The sequence below is a fragment of the Cyanobium sp. Maggiore-St4-Cus genome (assembly GCF_024345615.1).
Taxonomy (GTDB): domain Bacteria; phylum Cyanobacteriota; class Cyanobacteriia; order PCC-6307; family Cyanobiaceae; genus Cyanobium_A; species Cyanobium_A usitatum.
This window is the reverse complement of sequence record NZ_JAGQBL010000015.1, coordinates 24699-43878: the sequence shown is the minus strand read 5'-3', so window position 1 is coordinate 43878 and position 19180 is coordinate 24699. Positions and strand designations below refer to the sequence as shown.

Genomic DNA, 19180 nt, shown 5'->3' with positions numbered 1-19180 from the left:
GCCGAGCACGGCAGACACGATGGCGACGCAACGGATACGCCAACTGGCCGACGGCCTCACCGTGGCCCGGGCTGTGTTGGGACTACCGCTGATCGTTGCCCTGGCGGGGGGCCAACCAGCCCTGGCCTGGTGGCTGCTGCTACTGGGCGGCTTGAGCGACTGGGCCGATGGCGCCCTGGCACGCCGGGCCGGCGGCGGCTCGGTGTGGGGAGCCCGCCTCGATCCCCTCACCGACAAAATCCTGATCAGCGCGCCGCTGCTGTGGCTTGGAGCGGAGGGGATCCTGCCCCTGTGGGCGATCTGGCTGCTGCTGGCCAGGGAACTACTTATTTCTGGCTGGCGCGCCGCTGAAGCCAGCGGCGGCCCGGCCTCCTGGAGCGGCAAGCTCAAAACGATCCTGCAATTCGCCAGCCTGCTGCTGCTGCTCTGGCCCAACGGCTGGGGTTTCGGACTGGCGGCAGCATTCCAGACCGCTGGCTTCTGGCTGTTCTGGCCGTCGTTGCTGCTGGCGCTGAGCTCGGCCTGGGGCTACCTACGCAAGCCCTAAAGCAGTGAGCTCCTCGCTGTGCTGCCAGAGCCGCTGGCGCTGATCGGCATCGAGGGCCGCGGGGGCAATGCGCACCTCGGTGGGCCAGCCCCGCATGCCACCAAACTGATTTGGTCCGTAGTGGCCGCCTGGGGTGGCTTCGGGTGCGGTGGCGGCAAACAACTGGGGCAACGCTCCCATGGCCGCGCTCTGCAACAGCGGGCCCATCAGCCGGTAGGCCAGGGGTTCAATCCACGAGCCGTTGGCAGCAACTGAGGCCAGCTGAAGATTGGTGCGGGCAAAGCCCGGATGGGCCGCCAGCGACAACACGGCCTGGCCCTGATCGCGCAGCCGCTGCTGCAGCTCTAGGGCAAACATCACATTGGCGAGCTTGCTCTGTCCGTAGGCAGCCCAGCGGTCGTAGCGGCGCTCGCCCTGCAGATCGTCGAAAGCAATCCGGCCGAAATACTGGGCCCCTGAGGTCACGCTCACCACCCGTGCATTCGGGCGGTCTGATAGCAGCGGCAGCAGGGCCAGGGTGAGGGCGAAATGGCCCAGGTGGTTCACACCCAGCTGCATCTCGAAGCCGTCGGGGGTGAGCTGCCGCGGCAGGGCCATCAGGCCGGCGTTGTTGATCAGCAGATCCAATCGGCCGTAGCGATCGGCAAATTCCGCAGCTGCACGGCGAACGCAAGCCAAGCTGGCCAGATCAAGGTCCAGCAGCTCAAGGGCACCACCCCCGCTAGCGGCCGCTGCCTGTAATTCATCCTTGGCCAGCTCTGCCCGGGGCAGGCTGCGGCAGCCAAGCACCACGGTGGCGCCCTTGGCAACAAGCGCCCGAGCCGTTTCCAGGCCCAGGCCGCTGTTGGCGCCGGTGATCAGGACCAAGCGTCCGGCCTGATTGGGAATGGAGTCGGTAGTCCAGTTCATGGCAGGAGCCTATGGAAATAGGCCTCACACCTGCGGCAAGGGAGCTCAGCCGATCAAGGCCTCGTCTGCGGAGAAATCGGGGCTGGTGGGAGTCCGCAGGGCGTAGTCGTTGGTGTAGCTGTCGGCGATGGTGGCCTCGAGGTCAAAGGCCGGCTCCCAGGCCAGTTCGCGCCGCACCCGGGTGGTGTCGGTGAGGAAGTGGGCCAGGCGCAGCGGGAAGGCCTTGCGGGCTTTTTTATCGAGAGCAGCGGGATCGAAGCTGCGGATTTCCACAGAAGCGAGCTCCTTGCCGGCCGCCCGGGCCGCTGCCTGCACCAAGCCTCGGAAGGTGACGCCCTGGCTGCCGGTGCAGTTGTAGATGCGATTGGCGGCGGCATCCACCTCGATGCAGCGAGCCATGGCGGCGGCTAGGTCTGCCACATGGCCCAGCTGGGTGATCGTGCTGCCATCACCGGGCAGGGGCACGGGCCGGCCATGCACGATTCGATCAAAAAACCAGCTCTCTACAGGGTTGTAGTTGCCCGGCCCCACGATGTAGGTGGGCCGAAAGCTGGTGAAGGCGATGCCCTCGCTGCGCAGCCAGTCTTCCGTTTCGGCCTTACCAGCGTGGCGGCTGGCGGGATCAACGGGGCTGTTTTCATCGAGGGGCCAAAGCTCGCTGTCGGCATAGACGCCGGCCGAGCTCACATACACAAAGCGATGGGCCGGAGGCCCGGTGCGATCGATCACAGCGCGGGAATCCTCAAGGCTGCGGCCCGAGCTATCGACGATCACATCAAAACTGCGACCCACCAGCGGCTCCAGCCCCCCAGCAGTGCTGCGGTCGCCGATCAGGTGCTCCACCCCAGCCGGCGCAGGCTTGTTGCCACGGGTAAACAGGGTGAGGGCATGGCCTTCAGCCTGCAGCCGCTCCACCAGCGGTTTGCCCACGAAGCGGGTGCCGCCCATCACCAGAATGTTCATGCTGCTGCCCACTGGAGGCGAAACTGGGGGCCATTCAAACCCCCGGCTAGCTGGCGGTTACTCCACCACCGTGATGCCCGTGTCGATCCGCTCGATCGGTGGCGCCGCCAGCGTCTGCTGCCAAAGGGACAAGATCGACCAGTAGCCCTGGGCCCTCGGCTTGGTCGCCACGCTGGAATCCACCACGCCGCGGCGGATTTGGCCCACCAGCTCGGGCAGATCATCAATGCCGACGGCCTGCACACGACCCTGGGCCCCCAGGCTGGCGATGGCACGGCCGATGCCGATCGGCCCGCTGGCGTCGCTAGCCACCCAGCCTCGCAGCGCCGGATGGGCCTTCATCGTCGCTAGAGCCTGCTGCTCGGCGGTGGCGATGGAGTCCTGATCGCTGGGGGTGGCAACCACCTGGATGCCGGGAAAGCGGCGGAATACCTCCTGATGGCAGCGAAATCGAATCGCATGGTTTGGCGCCGTGGGAACGCCCTGCATGATTGCCACCTCACCGCGACCTGCCAGCAGCTTCACCAGGCGCTCAGAGGCAATCTGGGCCTGCTTGCAGTAGTCGTTGCCCACGCTGGTGATCGGCAAGCCGGCCGGTGCTTCGGAATCGAAAATCGCCAGCTGAATCCCCTCAGCCCGAGCGCGGACAAGCAGGGGAGTTAGGCGGCTGGCATCGAGCAGATCGATGAAAATTCCATCGGCCTTGGAATTGATGGCCCGGCTGAGGATCGCCTGTTGCTGCTCCACCGTGGCTTGGGCCGGGGGCTGGTAGTCCACGGTCACCGGCCGGCCGGTCTGGCTAGTAATCATGCGAGCCGCCGCCAAGGCTCCCAGCCGCACCTCCTCAAACCAGGGGTGACTGACCTTCGGAACCAGCACAAAACGCAGGGCCGTTTTGGCCGGTTCCGCCCTGACGGGCATCAACATTGCTCCTGCAGCGACCCCTAAGCAGGCGAAAACCCTGACGGCACTCCTGCCGATTCCGCCTGCAAAAGAGGCTTGTCGAACTCGGGCCATCGGGCGCACAGGCGGAGCTTCTAATTTTGGCTGCCAAGACGGCGCCGTAAACCACACTTTGGTTCTGGTTTGCCTCTTTTTGTGATGCGTCTGGCCAAGGCCTACACCGCCCAGCCCGCCACCATCACGTCGTGGCCCGCCGGCAGCCGCAGCTATCGCCACTTCTCCCTGCTAGGGGAGCGGGGCCAGGGCGCGGAACGGGCCGTGGAACTACAGGCGGTGCTGGAGCGGGGCTTTCGGCTGGTGGTGCCGCTACGGGAGCTGCGCAACCGGCAGCTCTGGCAGCCTGGCTGGCAGCAATTGCCTCCAGCAGCCATGCAGATAACTCCCGCCATCGACCTACTCGATGGCCACTGCGTGCGGCTGCACCAAGGCGACTACGACCAGGTAACGCGCTTCTCCGACGACCCAGTGGCCCAGGCCCTCAGCTGGCAGCAACAGGGAGCCAGGCGGCTGCACCTGGTGGATCTAGACGGGGCCCGCAGCGGCCAACCGGTCAATGATGCGGCCGTGAAGGCGATCACCACTGCCCTCAGCATCCCCGTGCAGCTAGGGGGTGGGGTGCGCAGCGCCGAACGGGCTGAGGAGCTGCTGAGCTTCGGACTGGATCGGGTCATCCTCGGCACCGTGGCCCTTGAGCAACCCGAATTAGTCGATGAGCTGGCAGCGCGCTATCCCGGCCGGATCGTGGTGGGCATCGACGCCAAAAACGGCAAGGTGGCCACCCGCGGCTGGATCGAAGAGAGCAGCACCGAAGCCACCGCCCTAGCCCAGCGCTTCTGCGCCAGCGGCATCGCCGCAATCATCAGCACCGACATCGCCACAGACGGCACCCTGGCGGGCCCCAACCTCGAAGCCCTGAGGGCGATGGCCGAGGCCAGCGCCGTGCCGGTGATCGCCTCCGGCGGCATCGGCAACCTGGAGCACCTGCTGTCGCTGCTGAGCCTGGCGCCCCTAGGGGTGGAGGGGGTGATCGTGGGCCGGGCCCTCTACGACGGACGGGTGGATCTAGCTGAGGCCCTACAGGCCATCGACGAGGGCCGCCTGCAGGATCCGACCAGTGCCTCGATGATGGCCTGAGTCTGCGCCCATCTCACCTTGACCGACGCCCTGGGAACGCGCGCCGTGCTGGCGGTGTTGGTGCCCTCCACCAACACGATGGTGGAACCGGATCTCGCCTCGCTTCAGCCCCCGGGGGTGACCAACCACACCTTCCGCTTCCCCTTCCCCGAGCTGCCCGCCAGCCCAGAGCGCCTTCTGGCCTTGATGGAGCCTGCCGTCGCCATGGTGGGAGCCTGCGAACCGGATCACCTGGTGCTTGGTTATTCGCCGGAATACATGCCGCAGGCGGCGGCGGTAGCCCGCCATTTGAAAGCCAGCCTGGAGCAGGCCACAGGTGTGGCGGTCAGCACCGCCACCGAAGCGGTCAGCGCCGCCCTGAGGGCCCTCAACTGCAAACGACTAGGCATCGTCAATCCCTTCCCCGAGCAGGCCAACGCTGCGGTGCTCAACCACTTTCAGAGCGAGGGCTTTGAGGTACAGGCCATGGAGTGCCTGGCCTCCGCGCAAAAGGGCAAGGTGTTTTCGGCGCGTATCAGCGCCGAGCGAATCCGGGCAGCCTTTCGTGCGGTGGACCACAGCAGCGTGGATTGCCTGCTGCAGGTGGGCACCAACTTGGTTGCTACTTCGCTAGTGGAGCAGCTGGAGCAGGAGCTGGGCAAACCGGTGGTTGCAGTCAACACCGCCACCTACTGGTACGCCTTGCAACAATTAAATATTCACCAGCTCGGCTCAGGCAACGGCCGGCTGATGCAGCTAGCGATGTGAGCCAGAGCCCATGGCAAAAGCGGATCGCTTGCGACCTGCTCTATAACAGATTGAGTCTGATTTGAGGCGTGTCGCGTGAACGCCGGCGCCCTTCCCCCAACCAATCCATCAACCTGCGTAGACGACGTCTACCAGCGCTGCCGCGACCTGGGCATGAGGCTCAGCCGCCAGCGCCGCATGGTGCTCGATTTGCTTTGGGTTGAGAAGAGCCATCTCAGCGCCCGCGACATTTTTGAAAAGCTCAACAACCTGGGCCGCAATATTGGTCACACGTCTGTTTATCAAAATCTCGAAGCCCTGCAGACCGCTGGCGTGATCGAGTGCCTCGACCGGGCCAGCGGCCGGCTCTACGGCTATCGCAGCGATCCCCACAGCCACCTCACCTGCTCGCAATCAGGCGCCATCCAAGACCTAGACGTCGAGCTGCCGCGCGAGTTGCTCGACCAGATCGAGCGCCACACCGGCTTCGCCATCGAGACCTACACCCTGCATCTCACCGGCCGGCGCCGCAGCTGAATCCCTTCGCCGACCCAGGACTGGAGATTCCGCTCCAGCATCGGTACCTTTGGCGCATGCCATCGCCAAACCCATGAGTTCGCCAAACCCGTGAGTTCGCAGCTGCTGCTGTTTGCCGAACCGCTGCTGCGCGATGGCCTCACCCGCCTGCTCACGGCTCAGGCGGGGCTGTACTGCGTCGCTGAGCGACCAGAGCAGCTGCAAGGGCTGCCCCAACTGGTGATCTGGCAAGCCAGCAGCGGCGACCTCAAGGGCGGGCGCCTGGCCGAAGAATTGCTGCGCCTGCAGGAGCGCTGGCAGCCAGCTCCTGTGCTGCTCCTTCTGCCTGCGGCCCATGGTCTGGGCGGTGATGCCCTGCTGCAGCTGCCGGCGGCTGGAATCCTCGAATCACCCGAACCCCAGGAGTTGCTGGCGGCCCTCGCCACCCTGCTGACGGGCGGGCGCGTGCTGGCAGCGGCGGCAGACAGCACCTCCCCCCGCCCACCAGCCGGCCCAGCAGCCAGCCCGGCCCTCGGCCTGGGCCAGTGGCTGCTGATCAGCGGCCTGCAGCAGATCGACGCAGACCTAGCTGCCATCAAGCGCCTGCTGACGCCGCCGCCCACCAACCTGGTGCTGCTGCTGGTGCTGCAGGGCCGCCTGCGCGAACTCTCGGCAGCCCGCGAGCTGCTGCTGCTGCTTTGGGGGCCGCTGAGTGTGGCCTGGGGCGCGCCCGATCCCTGCCCCAGCAGCCCGGAGCCCGTGCTGGCGATCACCCTGCAGCAGCGCAGTGCCGATGGCATCTGGCGCGCCATTCGTCAGCGGCTCGAGGCCGGCAGTGGTACCGAGCTCAGCAACCAAAGCGGCCAGCTGCTGGCCTTGGAGGGCCTCAGCCCCGAGCGGCGGCGCGACCTGCTGCTGGCCCTGCTGTGCCAACTAGACAGCCTGCGCCAGCGGCTACTTGCCGACCCCTCTCCCCTGCAGGAGCGCTGGGAGCAGTGGCAGCCCGAGCTACGCCAGCAAGCCATGCGCAGCCTGGTTAATTCCTACGTGCAGCTGCCCTGCGAAGGCAGCCTGCTGCCGGTAGCCGACAGCCTGCTTCGCAGCAGCGATATGACCGGCCGCGACCCGGAGCTTCCCGAGGCCCAGCCGATGCTGGCCTCCCTGGTGCGGGCCCAGCCCCTGCTGGTGGATGGCCAGCTGCTGGCCGCCGACGAACCGCGGGCCGTGCTCTATCTCGAACTACTAGTGAGCAACTGGCTGGTGCGCAGCGCCGAACTGGTGAGTGCCGAGCTGCTGGCCAGCTGCGCCGGCTGGCCCGAGTTGCGTCGCTACCTGCTCCAGCCCGAGCTGCTCGCCACCCGCAACCTGGAGCGGCTGCGCAACCAGCTCAATGCCCAACTGCGTTGGAGCAGCTGGGTGGAGCGGCCAATCACCCTCTATGAAAGCCGCCGCCGGCTCTACTGCCTGCGCGATGGCGCCATCCGCTGCCAGGAGCTCACCGAACCCCGCGACGCGGAACTGCGCCAACTGGGCTGGCTGCAGCAACTGGTGACCTTGGCGCTGGAAAGCCGCGATGCCCTGGCTCCCCAGGTGCAGGGCCTACTGCGAGGCCTCGGCGATCTGGTGGTGGTGCTGCTCACCAGGGTGCTGGGCCGAGCCATTGGCCTGGTGGGCCGAGGTATTGCCCAGGGCATGGGCCGGGGCATCGCCAAGAGCGTGGGCCGCAGCTGACGCCCCGCCACAATGGCTTTAAACGAGCTTGCAAGCTGGCATGGGGCGAAATAAGAACGGGCAACAGGGGATCGGGGCACGGGCCTCAACCCTTGAGCACCTCCTGCGAGTCCTGCTCAGTTCCGCCCTGGGGCTGCTGCTGGCGGCGGGCCTGGTGGGCCTAGGTAGCCACCCAGCCCAGGCCTCGCTCACAAGCAACAGCTACGACGGCAACATCTACGCCCTCTACGCCGGCAACGGCTCCCTGGTGCCGCCCCGCAGCAGCCTTGCCAAGGCCCTGGAAGACCACCGCACCACCGTTGTCGTCTACTACCTCGACGACGACGCAGCCAGCAAGCAATTCTCGGCGGTGGTCTCGGAGCTGCAGCGGGTGTGGCTCAACAACATCGAGCTGATTCCGCTGGTTACGGATCCACTCCAAAACCGGGCCGACACCGGCCCCAGCGATCCGGCCCACTACTGGTCGGGCCTGATCCCCCAGGTGGTGGTGTTCAACAGCGAGGGGCAGGTTGTCTTCGATGAGCAGGGCGCCGTGAGCGTCGATGCCATTAATGCCGCCGTCAGCCAGGCCACCGGCATCCCCCTACCCGAGGGGGGCACCACCAGCACCACCGAGAGCTTCAACGAACTCAATTCCGAGGTGGTGAGCCGCTGATGGGCCGCCTTGAAAGCGACAGCATGGGCGCCATCGAGGTGCCCGAGCAGCACTACTGGGGCGCCCAGACCCAGCGCTCAATCGAATATTTCCCCTTCGGCCAGGCCATGCCCCTGGCGGTGCTGCACGCCTTCGGAGCGCTCAAGGCAGCCTGCGCCGAGGTGAATATGGCCAAGGGCAAGCTCAGTCCCGAGCTAGCCGCCCTGATCGTGGCGGCTGCCGAGGAGGTGGCCTCCGGCACGCTTGATGCGGAATTCCCATTGAAGGTGTGGCAGACGGGCTCCGGCACCCAAACCAACATGAACGTCAACGAGGTGATCGCCAATCGGGCGATCGAAGCCGCCGGTGGGGTGCTGGGCAGCAAGAGCCCGGTGCACCCCAACGACCATGTGAACCTCAGCCAATCCAGCAACGACACCTTCCCCGCGGCCCTGCATGTGGCCGTGGCGATTGAGCTGGAGCGCACTCTGTTGCCCGCCGTGGAGGCGCTGCGCGCCGCTCTGGCCGCAAAGGCCGAGGCCTTTGCCGCGATCATCAAGATCGGCCGCACCCACCTGCAGGATGCGGTGCCCCTGAGCCTGGGCCAGGAATTCAGTGGCTACGGAGCCCAACTGGATCTAGCCCTGGAAACCATCCGCGCCAGCCTGCCCCAGGTGCGCCAGCTGGCCATCGGCGGCACGGCGGTGGGCACCGGCCTCAATGCCCCCAGCGGCTTCGGCGAGGCGGTGGCGGCGAGGCTGGCCGAGAGTCTCGGCCTGCCCTTCACCAGCGCGCCCAATAAGTTTCAGGCCCTGGCCGGCCATGAGCCCCTGGCCGCGGCCCACGGGGCCCTCACCGTGCTGGCAGGCTCGCTGCTCAAGATCGCCAACGACATCCGCTGGCTGGCCAGTGGCCCCCGCTGCGGCCTGGGAGAGCTGGTAATTCCGGAAAACGAACCGGGTAGTTCAATCATGCCGGGCAAGGTGAATCCCACCCAGGCCGAGAGCCTGACCATGGTGGCCGTGCAGGTGATGGGCAACAACACGGCCGTGCAGCTGGCCGCCAGCCAGGGCAATTTCGAGCTGAATGTGTTCAAACCAGTGATCGCCCACAACGTGCTCGAAAGCATCGAGCTGCTCGCTGGCGGCTGCACCAGCTTCCGCCAGCATTGCGTCGAGGGGCTCAGGGCCAATGAAAGCCGCATCGAAACCCTGCTGGATCAGAGCCTGATGCTGGTCACGGCCCTCACCCCGGCGATCGGCTACGACCGGGCCTGCGCCATCGCCAAGCACGCCCACAACCACCAGCTCAGCCTCAAGGAGGCCGCCCTGGTGCTCGGTGAAATCAGCGCTGAAGAGTTCGATCGCTGGGTGCAGCCCCAGCAGATGGTCTGAAGCTGCCAAAACCAATAAAACTGCCAGCATTAAGCAAGAGGGTTCTTACCTTCGCGGGCTAAGCGGAGAGATAAGACGATGACCCTACTTTTGAGCGACAGCGAGCTTCTTCTACCTGAAGCACCTACCCGTAGACCTGCTCAAAATCGCTGGCGAATACGTTCGCGGCCTTGGCACGGCAGAGGACCCCGCCGACCGCCTGATCATCGAGGCGGTGGTGAAGCTGGCCAAGGGACTCGGCACCCTGGTGGTGGCTGAGTTCGTGGGCGACCAGGAGACCCGTCAGGAACTGATTGCGATGGGGGTGCGCCTGGGCCAGGGGACCTTCCTCGGCCCCTCCCGGGACGTCAGGGAGATTGAAAGCCTCCAACCCCAGGGCGCCCAGCAAGACCCACAAACAGTCACATCGCCTACCGAAGTCGGGGCCACCGGCCTGGTGGGATAGGTCCCATGGCCCAATCCCACCCACCCCTGCTGGAGCGCGATGCGCTCGCCAGCCTCAACCAGCTGCGTGATGGTCCCGCAGCCGTGCGCCTGGCCAGCCATCTACTTATGACTTTCGCGGGCGGCCTGGTGTGGGCCCACCAGCCCTGGCCCCTGGCCCTGAGGCTGGTGGGGCTGCTGGTGTGCGGCATCGGCCTGGCCACCTGCTTCGCGCCCCTGCACGAGTGCTGCCATCGCACGGCCTTTCGCGGCAGAAAGCTGAACGACACGGTGGCCTGGTTCGCCGGGCTACTGAGCTTCTACAACGCCACCTACTACCGGCGCTACCACCAGTGGCACCACCGCTACACCCACCAACCTGGACTCGATCCCGAACTGGAGGATCCCGTGCCCACCAACCCCTGGGCCTACCTGCGCGAACTAAGCGGCTGGAACTGGTGGAGCGGCAAGTGGGGCGGCTACGCCCGGCTGCTCTGGGGAGACCTCAGCAACCTGAGCTACCTGAGCCCTGAGGCCATTCCCCAGGTGCGGCGCTCGGTGCGACTGCAGTTCGCCGTTTACGCAGCCCTAGCCCTGGCCTCCCTGCTGAGCGGCACCGGCTTTCTGCTGTGGTTCTGGCTGCTGCCCCTGGCGGTGGGCCAGCCCCTGCTGCGCTTTGTGCTGCTGGCCGAGCACAGCGGCTGCTGCTTCAGCGTCGACGGCACCGAGAACACCCGCACCACCCTCACCAATCCTGCGGTGCGCTGGCTGATGTGGAACATGCCGTTCCACGCCGAGCACCACCTCTACCCTTCCCTCCCCTTCCACGCCCTGCCCGCAGCCCACGGCCCCATCGCCCCGCACCTGCGCCACTGCGATCGGGGTTATCTGGCGGTGCACCGCCGCCTGCTGCGCAACCTGCCACTCCTGGGCCTGCCGGCATGAACGCCACCGCAGTCGCCCAGCGCACCCAGCACCCCCTGGGCAACCTTCCCCTGGCCTGCGGCCACACCCTGCCGGAGGCCCAGCTCACCTACCTCCAGATCGGCGAGCTCAACGCCCAGCGCTCCAACCTGATCCTGGTGCCCACCTCCTATGGGGCCCGGCCCGAGGATCTGGCCTGGCTGGCCGGCCCGGTGCTGGATCCGGAGCGCTGGTGCATCGTGATTGCTGGCATGTTCGGCAACGGCGCCTCCAGCAGCCCCAGCCACGGCGCCATGGGCCTGGCCGAACAGGGCTGGGTGGTGAGCCACCGCGACAACGTCGCAGCCCAACGACAACTGCTGGCGGAGGTGTTCGGCGTTGAACGGCTCCCCCTGATCTACGGCTGGTCGATGGGGGCCCAACAGGCCTACCAGTGGGCCGTCGAACACCCGGAGGCGGTGGAGCGGATCTGCTGCGTCTGCGGCACCGCCCGCACCACCCCCCACAACCGCCTGTTCCTGCTCAGCCTGCGCCAAGCCCTCACCGCCGATCGCCACTGGAATGGCAGCGGCTTCAACGCACCGCCGGAGCAGGGGCTGCGCACCTACGCCCTGATCTACGCCAGCTGGGCCGCCAGCCAGCCCTTCTTCCGCAGCCTCGCCGAGCCGGTGGAAGACCACGTGGAGCAGCACTGGCTGCCCCACTACCAGCGCCATGACCCCCGCGATCTGATCGCCATGCTCGACACCTGGCTGGCCCACGACGTGGCCGCCGGAGGCGATTTGGCCGCAAGCCTGGGCCGCATTACCGCCCGCACCGCCGTGGTGGCCGGCAGCCACGACCTCTACTTCCCGCTCGAAGACCTGGCCGCCGACGCCGACGCCATCCCCGGGGCGGAGCTGCACGTGATCCCCTCAGAGCTCGGCCACCGGGCCGGCAACCCCCACAGCAGCCCTGCCGAGCAGCGGCAGCTGAGCCGCATCGTTGAAACCCTCCTCCAGCAGCCCTCCCATGCCTGATCTCGCCCAGCGAATGCAGGAGCTGCAGCTCCGGTTCCTACTGATCTCCTTCACCGACCTGTTTGGCATCCAGCGGGCCAAACTCGTGCCGGCCTCGGCTGTGGCGGGAATGGCCCGCGATGGGGCCGGCTTTGCCGGCTTTGCCGGCTTTGCGGCCTGGCTGGATCTCTCCCCCGCCGATGGCGACGTGATGGCGATCCCGGCGGCGGCCAGTCTCACGCCCCTGCCCTGGCAGCCTGAGGTGGGTTGGGTAGCGGCCGAGCTCCAGCTCAATGGCCAGCCGATGGAGCAGTGCCCCCGCCGCCTGCTGCGGCGCCAACTGGAGCGGGCGGCTGAGCGGGGATTTGAGTTGCGCAGCGGGGTGGAAGCTGAGTTTTTCCTACTCGATCCCAGCGGCGAGCGGATCGGCGATAGCGCCGACAGCCAGGAAAAGCCCTGCTACGACCAACTCGCCTTAATGCGCCGCTACCCCCTGATCGGCCCCCTGCTGGAGGCGATGGAGCAGCTGGACTGGGGGCCCTATCAAGCCGATCACGAGGACGCCAACGGCCAATTTGAGGTCAACTGGACCTACGCCAACGCCCTCACCACCGCCGATCGCCACGCCTTTTTCAAGGTGATGGTGAAATCCTTAGCGGAGCAGCAGGGGCTGCGGGCCAGCTTCATGCCCAAACCCTTCGCCGCCCTCACCGGCAATGGCTGCCACACCCACCTCTCCCTCTGGGGCGCCGCTGGCAGCTCGCAAGCAGGCCGCAACCTGTTCCACGATCCCAGCGGCGAGCTCGGTCTATCGACGCTTGCCTACCACTTCCTGGCTGGCCTGCTGGCCCATGCCCCGGCCCTGAGCTGCCTGAGCAACCCCACGGTGAACAGCTACCGGCGCCTCGCTGCCCCGCCCACCACCTCCGGTGCTACCTGGAGTCCGGGCGGCATCAGCTACACCGGTAACAACCGCACCCACATGGTGCGCATCCCCGACGACCAGCGCTTAGAGCTGCGCCTCCCCGATGGTGCCGCCCATCCATACCTGCTGCAGGCTGCAATCCTGGCGGCTGGGCTCGATGGCATTGAGCGCCAGCTCGATCCTGGCCCCCGCAGCGACAACGACAACTACGCCAAGCCCCTGGATCCCGCCAGCTGCGGCAGGCTCCCGGTCAACCTCGGCGAGGCCCTCGATGCCTTCAAGGCCGACTCGGCCATACGCCAGGCCCTGGGCGAAGAGTTTTGCCAGGCCTACGAAAACCTGCGCCGGCGCCAATGGCAGCGCGAGCGCGGTGATATCAGCGACACTGAGCGCCGCGCTTGCCTGGATTGTTGAACCAGGCAAGCGACCGGCGAAAATAGGCTCAAACTTTTGACTGCTACTCGCAGCACTGCGCCGATGCCCCTGATAGCAATCAACGTCCTGCTGGAACCAGATGCTGCCACGGTTGAGAAAGCAAAGGCGATAAACGCTCGGCTGCGAGAAAACTACCCAGCCAGCTTTCCCCTAGACGCTAACCATGCTCCTCACATCACCCTTCTCCAGTTATATATAAAAACTGCAGACCTGAACCTAGTAGCAGATGCCGTGGCCAACGTGCTGCGTACAGAGCCCCCGATCAATATTGAAGGCAAAGCAACTGGCTACTTTGCATTAGCCAGCGAGAATCTAAAATTAGTAGGATTCAACATCGAGGCGACTCCCGAGCAGCTCCGACTCCAGCAAAAAATCATCGCTGCCATCGCGCCATTTGCCGTGAAACACGGCACAAATGATGCCTTTGCACTTCGCCTTGACGGCGGCGCAATCAGCCAAGCGACTATTGACTACGTGAACAACTTCAGCGATACGCGAACTGGCCCGAACTACCAGCCCCATCTGACCCTGGGCATTGGCACAAGTGATTTTGTTGAAGCTTTAGTAGCAGAGCCATTTGAAGCTTTTAGCTTCCAATCAGCCTCCGTGAGCCTTTACCAAATAGGCGATTATGGTGTAGCCCAAACAAAGCTATACGATCTCTCTCGCCAAGCAGATCCGCTGCCCTCCTGGAATGAAGGGCAGGTCAAACGAGCCATTGTTGCATTCATCGCCAAAGTCACAAATAAAGACTCACCCGCATACCTGCCTCCAGCCGAACGCATTGCAGTGCATGACAATGACGGCACGCTCTGGCCGGAAAATCCGCTGCCTTTCCAGGTAGCTTTTGCCATCGACGAACTGAGGCAGCGCATCCTCACCGAGCCGAGCCTTACTTCAAACCCCATGGTGCAAGCTGCCTTGGACGGCGATCTTGCAAAACTTCTGGAAGGCAAACACTTCGATGGCCTGATGCAGATCCTGGCGATCACCCATGCAGGCATGACGGTAGAAGAATTTCGAGATGCCGTGCAGGCATGGTTTAGATCGGCCAACCATCCGCGCTATGACAGGGCCTATGGCGATCTCACCTACCAACCCATGCAGGAGCTCCTTCGCTATCTAAGCGATAACGGCTTTAAAAACTTCATTGTTTCAGGTGGCGGCGCCGACTTTATGCGGGCCTGGGTGGAACAGGTTTATGGCATACCACCAGAACAAGTTGTTGGCTCAACATCGCGGGCCGTATTTGAACTGCGGGACGGCAAACCAGTAATCACCAAAACCCTTGATTACTTATTCGTAAATGATAAGGCCGGCAAGCCAGTTGGCATCCATCAGTTTATCGGCCGCAGGCCTGTGATTTGCTGTGGCAACAGCGATGGAGATCTAGCAATGTTGCAGTACACCACGATCAACAACCCTCGACCCAGCCTAGGTCTGATTGTCCATCACACCGACGCTGAACGCGAGTATGCCTACGACGCCAAGACGAACAGCAGCGGCAAGCTTGTAGAAGCCCTAAAAGAAGCTCCCGAGCAGGGCTGGCTAGTTGTGGATATGAAGCAGGATTGGAACGTCGTCTTCCAGCCCCAGTAAAGGGAACTGGCCCCGCTATAGCAAATTGGCAGCCAGCTCGGCCAGTTCACTGCGCTCACCCCGCAGCAGGGTCACGTGGCCGGCGAGCCGCTGGCCCTTGAAGCGCTCCACCAGCCAAGTGAGGCCGTTGCTTTCAGCATCCACATAGGGATTGTCGATCTGGTAAGGATCCCCGGTGAGCACGATTTTCGTGCCCTCGCCCACCCGAGTCACGATCGTCTTCACCTCATGGGGGGTGAGGTTCTGGGCCTCGTCCACCACCATGAATTGGCGCGGAATCGAACGACCGCGGATATAGCTGATCGCCTCCACCTCGAGCAGGCCCATGCCCTTGAGGTCGGTCCAATTGCTGCGCGGCCCGCGGTGACTGCCGCCAGCCCGAGCAGCACCCCGCCCCTCCTCCTCACTACCGCCGAGCAGAAAGTCGAGGTTGTCGATGATTGGTTGCATCCAGGGACCCATTTTTTCATCTAGGTCGCCTGGCAGAAAGCCGATCTCCTTGCCGAGGGAAATCACCGGGCGGGTCACCAGCAGGCGCTCGTAGAGCCGCTCATCGGCCACCTGGTGCAGCCCAGCGGCCAGGGCGAGCAGGGTTTTACCGGTGCCGGCCTTGCCCACCAGGGTGATCAGCTGGATGCTGGGATCCAGCAGCAGATCAAGGGCAAATGTCTGCTCCCGGTTGCGGGGCTGGATGCGGCCGAGCTTGGCCTTGGGCGCTCGCTGCAGCGGCTGCAGGCTGGCGGTGGCGGCGTTGTAGCGAGCCAGCAGGGTGTGGGCCGGCTGGGCCCGATCGATCAGGGTCACACCCTCGTTGGCCTGCAGCGGCGCCTCCAGCACCAGGCCCTCCACCGCCAGTCCTGGCGGCAGCTTGACCCGATCCATCTGCTCCGCATCCACCCACACCTCACAGAAGCCGGGGTATAGGTCGCCGATGTCAACCCGATCGCTGGTGTAGTCCTGGGCGATCAAGCCCACCGCATCAGCCTTAATGCGCAGGTTGGTGTCCTTGGTAACGAGCACCACCGGCGGCTGGCTACCCAGCACCGCCTGCAGGCGCTGCTCCTCAAGAGCCACCGCCAGGATGTTGTTGTCGCCACTGCCGCCCTTGAGCTCGGGCGGCAGCTGGCTGAGGGTTTCGGCCCGGCAAAACACCACCTTGAGAGTGCCGCCCTGTTCGCCATTGGGCACCCCATCGGCCAAGTTGCCATGGGCGCGCAGAGCGTCCAGCAGCCGCGACACCTGGCGGGCATTGCGTCCCTTTTCAGCTGGATCCCGCTTAAAGCGGTCGATCTCCTCGACCACCTCGATCGGGATCAGGATGTTGTTGTCTTCAAAGCGGTTAAGGGCTGCCGGATCGTGCAGCAGCACGTTGGTGTCGAGCACGAAGGTCTTGCGCATGCCGATCACCGATTCCGTGATGGCGCGAAGTTAAGACCACTAGGCCATTTACGCTCCGTCGATTCGTGCCTCGTCGCAATTGGCGCCTTCGCCCATGGCCTCATCGCTTGCTGCCCTGGTTTTGCTCAAGCTGTTGCTAGTGCTGGCCCTGCTGCTGGGCCTCACCCTGCTAGTGCTGGAGCTTCGCCATCGCCTGCGCCCCGCCTCGCCGCTGCGGCTGCGGGCTGAAGACTTCCGCGTCGAAGCCGGCAGCGCTGGCCTCACCGTCTCCGGCATGGTGACGATCCACAACCCCCACCAGCGCATGGAGGTGATGGTGCCGGAGATCGAGCTGCGGCCGACCCTGCTGGGTCGGGGCGACCTGGCAGGCGTCACGGTGTCGAGTCGGATCGAAGCGCTGCATCCGGATGAGGAATCCCGCCCTGATGGCTACTGGGCCGCCTACATAGTCAAGGGGCGCAAGAGCACCAGCGCCCGCATCCAGATCAGCCTGAGCGGCGCCCCGGGCCAGTCCCTAGACCAGCTGCTCGACACCCTCTGGCTGGAAATTCTCTGGGTCAACTACGGCCCCTTCGGCCGCCTCCATCGCCGCGATGGCGTGCTGGTGCCACTGCAGCAACCCACGCCCATAGCGCCCCAATCGGCGCGCTGGCGCGACGGCGACCGCTGCCGCGTGCTGCCTGTTGGCACCCACCTGCTCGGCGTGCTCGACGACCCAGAAGCCGTGCTGCGCCGCTACGCCGGCGAGCTGATTCAGCCCGGCGATGTGCTCACCATCGGCGAAACACCCCTGGCGGTGATGCAGGGTCGCTATCACCACCCGGCCACAGTTCAACCCAGCGCCCTGGCCCGGCTGCTCTGTCGTGGGTTCCACCCCACCAGCTCCCTGGCCACCGCCTGCGGACTGCAGTCCTTGATCGATGTGGTCGGTCCGGCCCAGGTGCTGGGCGCCTGGCTGATTGGCCTGGCCCTGAAACTGGTGGGCAGTAAGGGCTGGTTTTATCGCCTTGCCGGCGACCAGGCCCGCCTGATCGACGACATCACCGGCACCACGCCCCCCTACGACCAAACGATTGTGCTCGGGCCTCAACAGCCCGACGCCTTCTGCGCCGCCATGGCCCGCTCCTTGGGCGTTGCCGTGGCGGTAGTAGACGTAAACGATCTGGGCCGGGTCAAGGTGCTGGCCTCCAGCCCGGGCTGCGATGAAGACCTGCTGGAGCGGGCCCTGCGTCCCAACCCGGCTGGTAATGCCAACGAGCGGACCCCATTAGTGCTGGTGCGCCCCAGCTGAGCCCCAGCACACCTAAATCCCAGCTAACCCGCAGCTAACTCTGGCGCCGATACAGTTGGTTTACCCGGCTGACTGGTTACGCCCCCCATGCTCGGGATCCTGCAGCCGCCCTCTGCCCTTCCGGCACCACCCGAGCCCCCGGGGCCAGATAGCTGGCGGCTCGAGACCCTGGCTGGCTGGCACCTGCCCCTACTAACCGATCCCGCCTTTCTGCCCCTGCAACCGGTGCTTCAGCGGGCTGTGCTGCTGGGCCTGCCCGAGCGGTTGATGCAGGCGCTTCTGGCTAGGCCCTCGCTCGCACCCCAGGTGCTGGTGGCTCTCAGCGGCCAGAAGCCGCTCGGGCTGGTCGTCTGCCGCCGGCTCAACCGCAGCGGCAGTTGCTGGCAGATGCAGCACCTGCGCCTGGCCCCAAGCGCCGCCCGCCATGAACTGGCCAGCACCTTGCTGCGAGCAGCAATCCAGCGGGCCCGGGGAGCGGCCAGCTGGATTGCTGCGGCCTCAACCCTCGATGACACCCGCCTGGCGATGCTGCGCGAGCAGGGCTTTCAGCCCTTGCGCAGCGACCGGCTGTGGTGTTGGCTTGGCGACCCTGCCGGCGGCCGCCCTATCTCGGCCAGCAGCCCCGCAACGGCAGAGCTGCAGCTCACACCCCTCAACCGCCGCAGCGCCACCCTGCTTTGGCACCTGGAGCAGGCCGCCTGCCCGGCCCAATTGCGTCAGCTGCTCGATCGCCGCGTCGAAGATCTGCTCGACCAGAGCCATGGCCGCGGCTGGATGCTGGTGGATCCCAGCCGGGAGCAGGCGGTGGCAGCCGTGCGCTGGATAGGCGAGCACCCAGGCGGCGGTCACGATGTGGAGCTGAGTGTCCATCCCGGCTGGGAACACCTGGTGGGCACCGCCACCGAATTGCTGCTGCACCAGGCCCAAGCCGGCCTCGGCGCCGGCGAACCCCTCTGGCTGCGCTGTGACCTGCGCGACGAAGCTCGCCAGCGCTGGCTGGCTGACCTGGGAGCTCAGGAGCGGGGCGAGCGGGTGCTGATGGCGCGCAGCGTCTGGCGGCGTCAGGGGCTGCAGGCCCCGTCACGGGCCGCCCAGCGAATCGATGCCTTGCTGGAGCAGTGGCAACCCCGCCGCCGCCCCCTGCCCACCCCAACCCCCCTGGCCCCGCCGTTGTGAGCGCGACCCGATCAAGAAGCGCCCCGCAGCCCCGCTCAGTGCTGGCCCTCGACGTTGGGCGACGGCGCATCGGCCTGGCGGGCTGTGACCCCCTCGGCCTCACCGTTACCCCCCTGCGGGCCCTGGCCCGAGGTTCCTTCGCCAGCGACCTAGAGCACCTGAACACCCTGGTGCAGCAGCGGCGGGTGCAGGCCCTGGTGGTGGGCCTGCCGCTAGATGCGGCTGGGCAGCTCACCGCCCAGGCCCTGCACTGCCAGCGCTATGGCGAGCGCCTGGCCCGCCGGCTGCAGCTGCCCCTGGCCTGGGTAAATGAGCATGCCAGCACCTGGGCCGCCGGCGAGCGCCACGGGCTCCACGGCGACCGCAGCGGTGCCCTCGACAGCGCCGCCGCGGCCCTGCTGCTCGAACAATGGCTGCAGGACGGCCCCGATCCGGTGCTCCCGGCGACCATCGAACGCTGCCAGACGGCCGACGCTGCAGCATCCTGATGAGAT

The 19180-nt window shown here is 65.8% G+C and carries 18 protein-coding genes and 2 pseudogenes; 16 read left to right on the top strand and 4 right to left on the bottom strand.

Features of this window, described 5'->3' with window-relative positions:
- Positions 1-19: 19 nt before the first annotated feature.
- On the top strand, positions 20-547 hold the full coding sequence (locus tag KBY99_RS12985; protein WP_254929574.1) for a CDP-alcohol phosphatidyltransferase family protein: 528 nt from the start codon (positions 20-22) through the stop codon (positions 545-547).
- Here KBY99_RS12985 and KBY99_RS12980 read toward each other — a convergent pair.
- The 3 genes from KBY99_RS12980 to KBY99_RS12970 are packed head-to-tail and all read right to left on the bottom strand — an operon-like array spanning position 533 to position 3340.
- Positions 533-1456, bottom strand: a complete 924-nt coding sequence (locus KBY99_RS12980; RefSeq protein ID WP_254999488.1) for an oxidoreductase — start codon at positions 1454-1456, stop codon at positions 533-535. The genes KBY99_RS12985 and KBY99_RS12980 overlap by 15 nt on opposite strands.
- Before the next feature lie 45 nt (positions 1457-1501).
- Complete coding sequence (locus KBY99_RS12975) at positions 1502-2419, bottom strand: NAD-dependent epimerase/dehydratase family protein (protein ID WP_254999487.1); 918 nt, start codon at positions 2417-2419, stop codon at positions 1502-1504.
- A 57-nt stretch (positions 2420-2476) separates the two neighbouring features.
- Complete coding sequence (locus tag KBY99_RS12970) at positions 2477-3340, bottom strand: substrate-binding domain-containing protein (RefSeq protein WP_254999486.1); 864 nt, start codon at positions 3338-3340, stop codon at positions 2477-2479.
- A gap of 180 nt (positions 3341-3520) precedes the next feature.
- On the opposite strand from KBY99_RS12970, the pseudogene KBY99_RS12965 reads away from it, so the two are divergent.
- The 12 genes and pseudogenes from KBY99_RS12965 to KBY99_RS12910 form a co-directional block, all read left to right on the top strand.
- A pseudogene (locus tag KBY99_RS12965) lies at positions 3521-3721 on the top strand (TIGR02450 family Trp-rich protein); the annotation flags it as partial.
- Between the two features lie 30 nt (positions 3722-3751).
- A complete protein-coding gene (gene hisA, locus KBY99_RS12960; RefSeq protein WP_254942197.1) occupies positions 3752-4516 on the top strand; it encodes a 1-(5-phosphoribosyl)-5-[(5-phosphoribosylamino)methylideneamino]imidazole-4-carboxamide isomerase in 765 nt (254 codons plus the stop codon).
- Between the two features lie 18 nt (positions 4517-4534).
- On the top strand, positions 4535-5263 hold the full coding sequence (locus KBY99_RS12955) for a hypothetical protein (RefSeq protein WP_254999485.1): 729 nt from the start codon (positions 4535-4537) through the stop codon (positions 5261-5263).
- A 153-nt stretch (positions 5264-5416) separates the two neighbouring features.
- Complete coding sequence (locus KBY99_RS12950) at positions 5417-5779, top strand: Fur family transcriptional regulator (protein ID WP_254929581.1); 363 nt, start codon at positions 5417-5419, stop codon at positions 5777-5779.
- A 90-nt stretch (positions 5780-5869) separates the two neighbouring features.
- Positions 5870-7489 (top strand): DUF3685 domain-containing protein, encoded by a 1620-nt coding sequence (locus KBY99_RS12945; RefSeq protein ID WP_254999484.1) that lies wholly within the window; start codon positions 5870-5872, stop codon positions 7487-7489.
- Positions 7490-7529: 40 nt separating this feature from the next.
- Positions 7530-8144 carry a thylakoid membrane photosystem I accumulation factor gene (locus tag KBY99_RS12940; protein ID WP_254999483.1) on the top strand — a complete coding sequence of 205 codons (615 nt, stop codon included), beginning with the start codon at positions 7530-7532 and terminating at the stop codon, positions 8142-8144.
- Positions 8144-9517 (top strand): class II fumarate hydratase, encoded by a 1374-nt coding sequence (gene fumC, locus KBY99_RS12935; protein WP_254999482.1) that lies wholly within the window; start codon positions 8144-8146, stop codon positions 9515-9517. The genes KBY99_RS12940 and fumC overlap by 1 nt, the downstream gene beginning before the upstream one ends.
- A gap of 112 nt (positions 9518-9629) precedes the next feature.
- Positions 9630-9962, top strand: a pseudogene (locus KBY99_RS12930) (EAL domain-containing protein); the annotation flags it as partial.
- Between the two features lie 5 nt (positions 9963-9967).
- On the top strand, positions 9968-10885 hold the full coding sequence (locus KBY99_RS12925) for a fatty acid desaturase (protein WP_254999481.1): 918 nt from the start codon (positions 9968-9970) through the stop codon (positions 10883-10885).
- Positions 10882-11883 carry an alpha/beta fold hydrolase gene (locus KBY99_RS12920; RefSeq protein ID WP_254999480.1) on the top strand — a complete coding sequence of 334 codons (1002 nt, stop codon included), beginning with the start codon at positions 10882-10884 and terminating at the stop codon, positions 11881-11883. Before KBY99_RS12925 ends, KBY99_RS12920 begins: the two co-directional genes overlap by 4 nt.
- On the top strand, positions 11876-13201 hold the full coding sequence (gene glnT, locus KBY99_RS12915) for a type III glutamate--ammonia ligase (RefSeq protein ID WP_254999479.1): 1326 nt from the start codon (positions 11876-11878) through the stop codon (positions 13199-13201). Before KBY99_RS12920 ends, glnT begins: the two co-directional genes overlap by 8 nt.
- A gap of 63 nt (positions 13202-13264) precedes the next feature.
- Entirely contained in the window at positions 13265-14821 is a 1557-nt protein-coding gene (locus tag KBY99_RS12910; RefSeq protein ID WP_254999478.1) for a haloacid dehalogenase-like hydrolase, read from the top strand.
- 15 nt (positions 14822-14836) lie between these two features.
- Here the strand turns inward: KBY99_RS12910 and KBY99_RS12905 are convergent, their stop codons facing one another.
- Positions 14837-16219 (bottom strand): PhoH family protein, encoded by a 1383-nt coding sequence (locus KBY99_RS12905; RefSeq protein WP_254999477.1) that lies wholly within the window; start codon positions 16217-16219, stop codon positions 14837-14839.
- Positions 16220-16313: 94 nt separating this feature from the next.
- On the opposite strand from KBY99_RS12905, the gene KBY99_RS12900 reads away from it, so the two are divergent.
- From KBY99_RS12900 to ruvX, 3 genes are all read left to right on the top strand, one after another.
- Positions 16314-17510: a F420-0:Gamma-glutamyl ligase gene (locus KBY99_RS12900; protein WP_254999475.1), complete on the top strand. Its 1197-nt coding sequence runs from the start codon at positions 16314-16316 to the stop codon at positions 17508-17510.
- 87 nt (positions 17511-17597) lie between these two features.
- Entirely contained in the window at positions 17598-18686 is a 1089-nt protein-coding gene (locus KBY99_RS12895) for a GNAT family N-acetyltransferase (RefSeq protein WP_254999474.1), read from the top strand.
- Between the two features lie 38 nt (positions 18687-18724).
- Positions 18725-19174: a Holliday junction resolvase RuvX gene (gene ruvX / locus KBY99_RS12890; protein ID WP_254999473.1), complete on the top strand. Its 450-nt coding sequence runs from the start codon at positions 18725-18727 to the stop codon at positions 19172-19174.
- Positions 19175-19180: the final 6 nt, after the last annotated feature.

Excerpts from the sequence above, each read along its gene's own strand:
- KBY99_RS12985 (WP_254929574.1), top strand. The coding sequence starts at position 20 with ATGGCGACGCAACGGATACGCCAACTGGCCGACGGCCTCACCGTGGCC.
- KBY99_RS12980 (WP_254999488.1), bottom strand. The coding sequence starts at position 1,456 with ATGAACTGGACTACCGACTCCATTCCCAATCAGGCCGGACGCTTGGTC.
- KBY99_RS12975 (WP_254999487.1), bottom strand. The coding sequence starts at position 2,419 with ATGAACATTCTGGTGATGGGCGGCACCCGCTTCGTGGGCAAACCGCTG.
- KBY99_RS12970 (WP_254999486.1), bottom strand. The coding sequence starts at position 3,340 with ATGCCCGTCAGGGCGGAACCGGCCAAAACGGCCCTGCGTTTTGTGCTG.
- hisA (WP_254942197.1), top strand. The coding sequence starts at position 3,752 with ATGCAGATAACTCCCGCCATCGACCTACTCGATGGCCACTGCGTGCGG.
- KBY99_RS12950 (WP_254929581.1), top strand. The coding sequence starts at position 5,417 with ATGAGGCTCAGCCGCCAGCGCCGCATGGTGCTCGATTTGCTTTGGGTT.
- KBY99_RS12940 (WP_254999483.1), top strand. The coding sequence starts at position 7,530 with ATGGGGCGAAATAAGAACGGGCAACAGGGGATCGGGGCACGGGCCTCA.
- fumC (WP_254999482.1), top strand. The coding sequence starts at position 8,144 with ATGGGCCGCCTTGAAAGCGACAGCATGGGCGCCATCGAGGTGCCCGAG.
- KBY99_RS12925 (WP_254999481.1), top strand. The coding sequence starts at position 9,968 with ATGGCCCAATCCCACCCACCCCTGCTGGAGCGCGATGCGCTCGCCAGC.
- KBY99_RS12920 (WP_254999480.1), top strand. The coding sequence starts at position 10,882 with ATGAACGCCACCGCAGTCGCCCAGCGCACCCAGCACCCCCTGGGCAAC.
- glnT (WP_254999479.1), top strand. The coding sequence starts at position 11,876 with ATGCCTGATCTCGCCCAGCGAATGCAGGAGCTGCAGCTCCGGTTCCTA.
- KBY99_RS12910 (WP_254999478.1), top strand. The coding sequence starts at position 13,265 with ATGCCCCTGATAGCAATCAACGTCCTGCTGGAACCAGATGCTGCCACG.
- KBY99_RS12905 (WP_254999477.1), bottom strand. The coding sequence starts at position 16,219 with ATGCGCAAGACCTTCGTGCTCGACACCAACGTGCTGCTGCACGATCCG.
- KBY99_RS12900 (WP_254999475.1), top strand. The coding sequence starts at position 16,314 with ATGGCCTCATCGCTTGCTGCCCTGGTTTTGCTCAAGCTGTTGCTAGTG.
- KBY99_RS12895 (WP_254999474.1), top strand. The coding sequence starts at position 17,598 with ATGCTCGGGATCCTGCAGCCGCCCTCTGCCCTTCCGGCACCACCCGAG.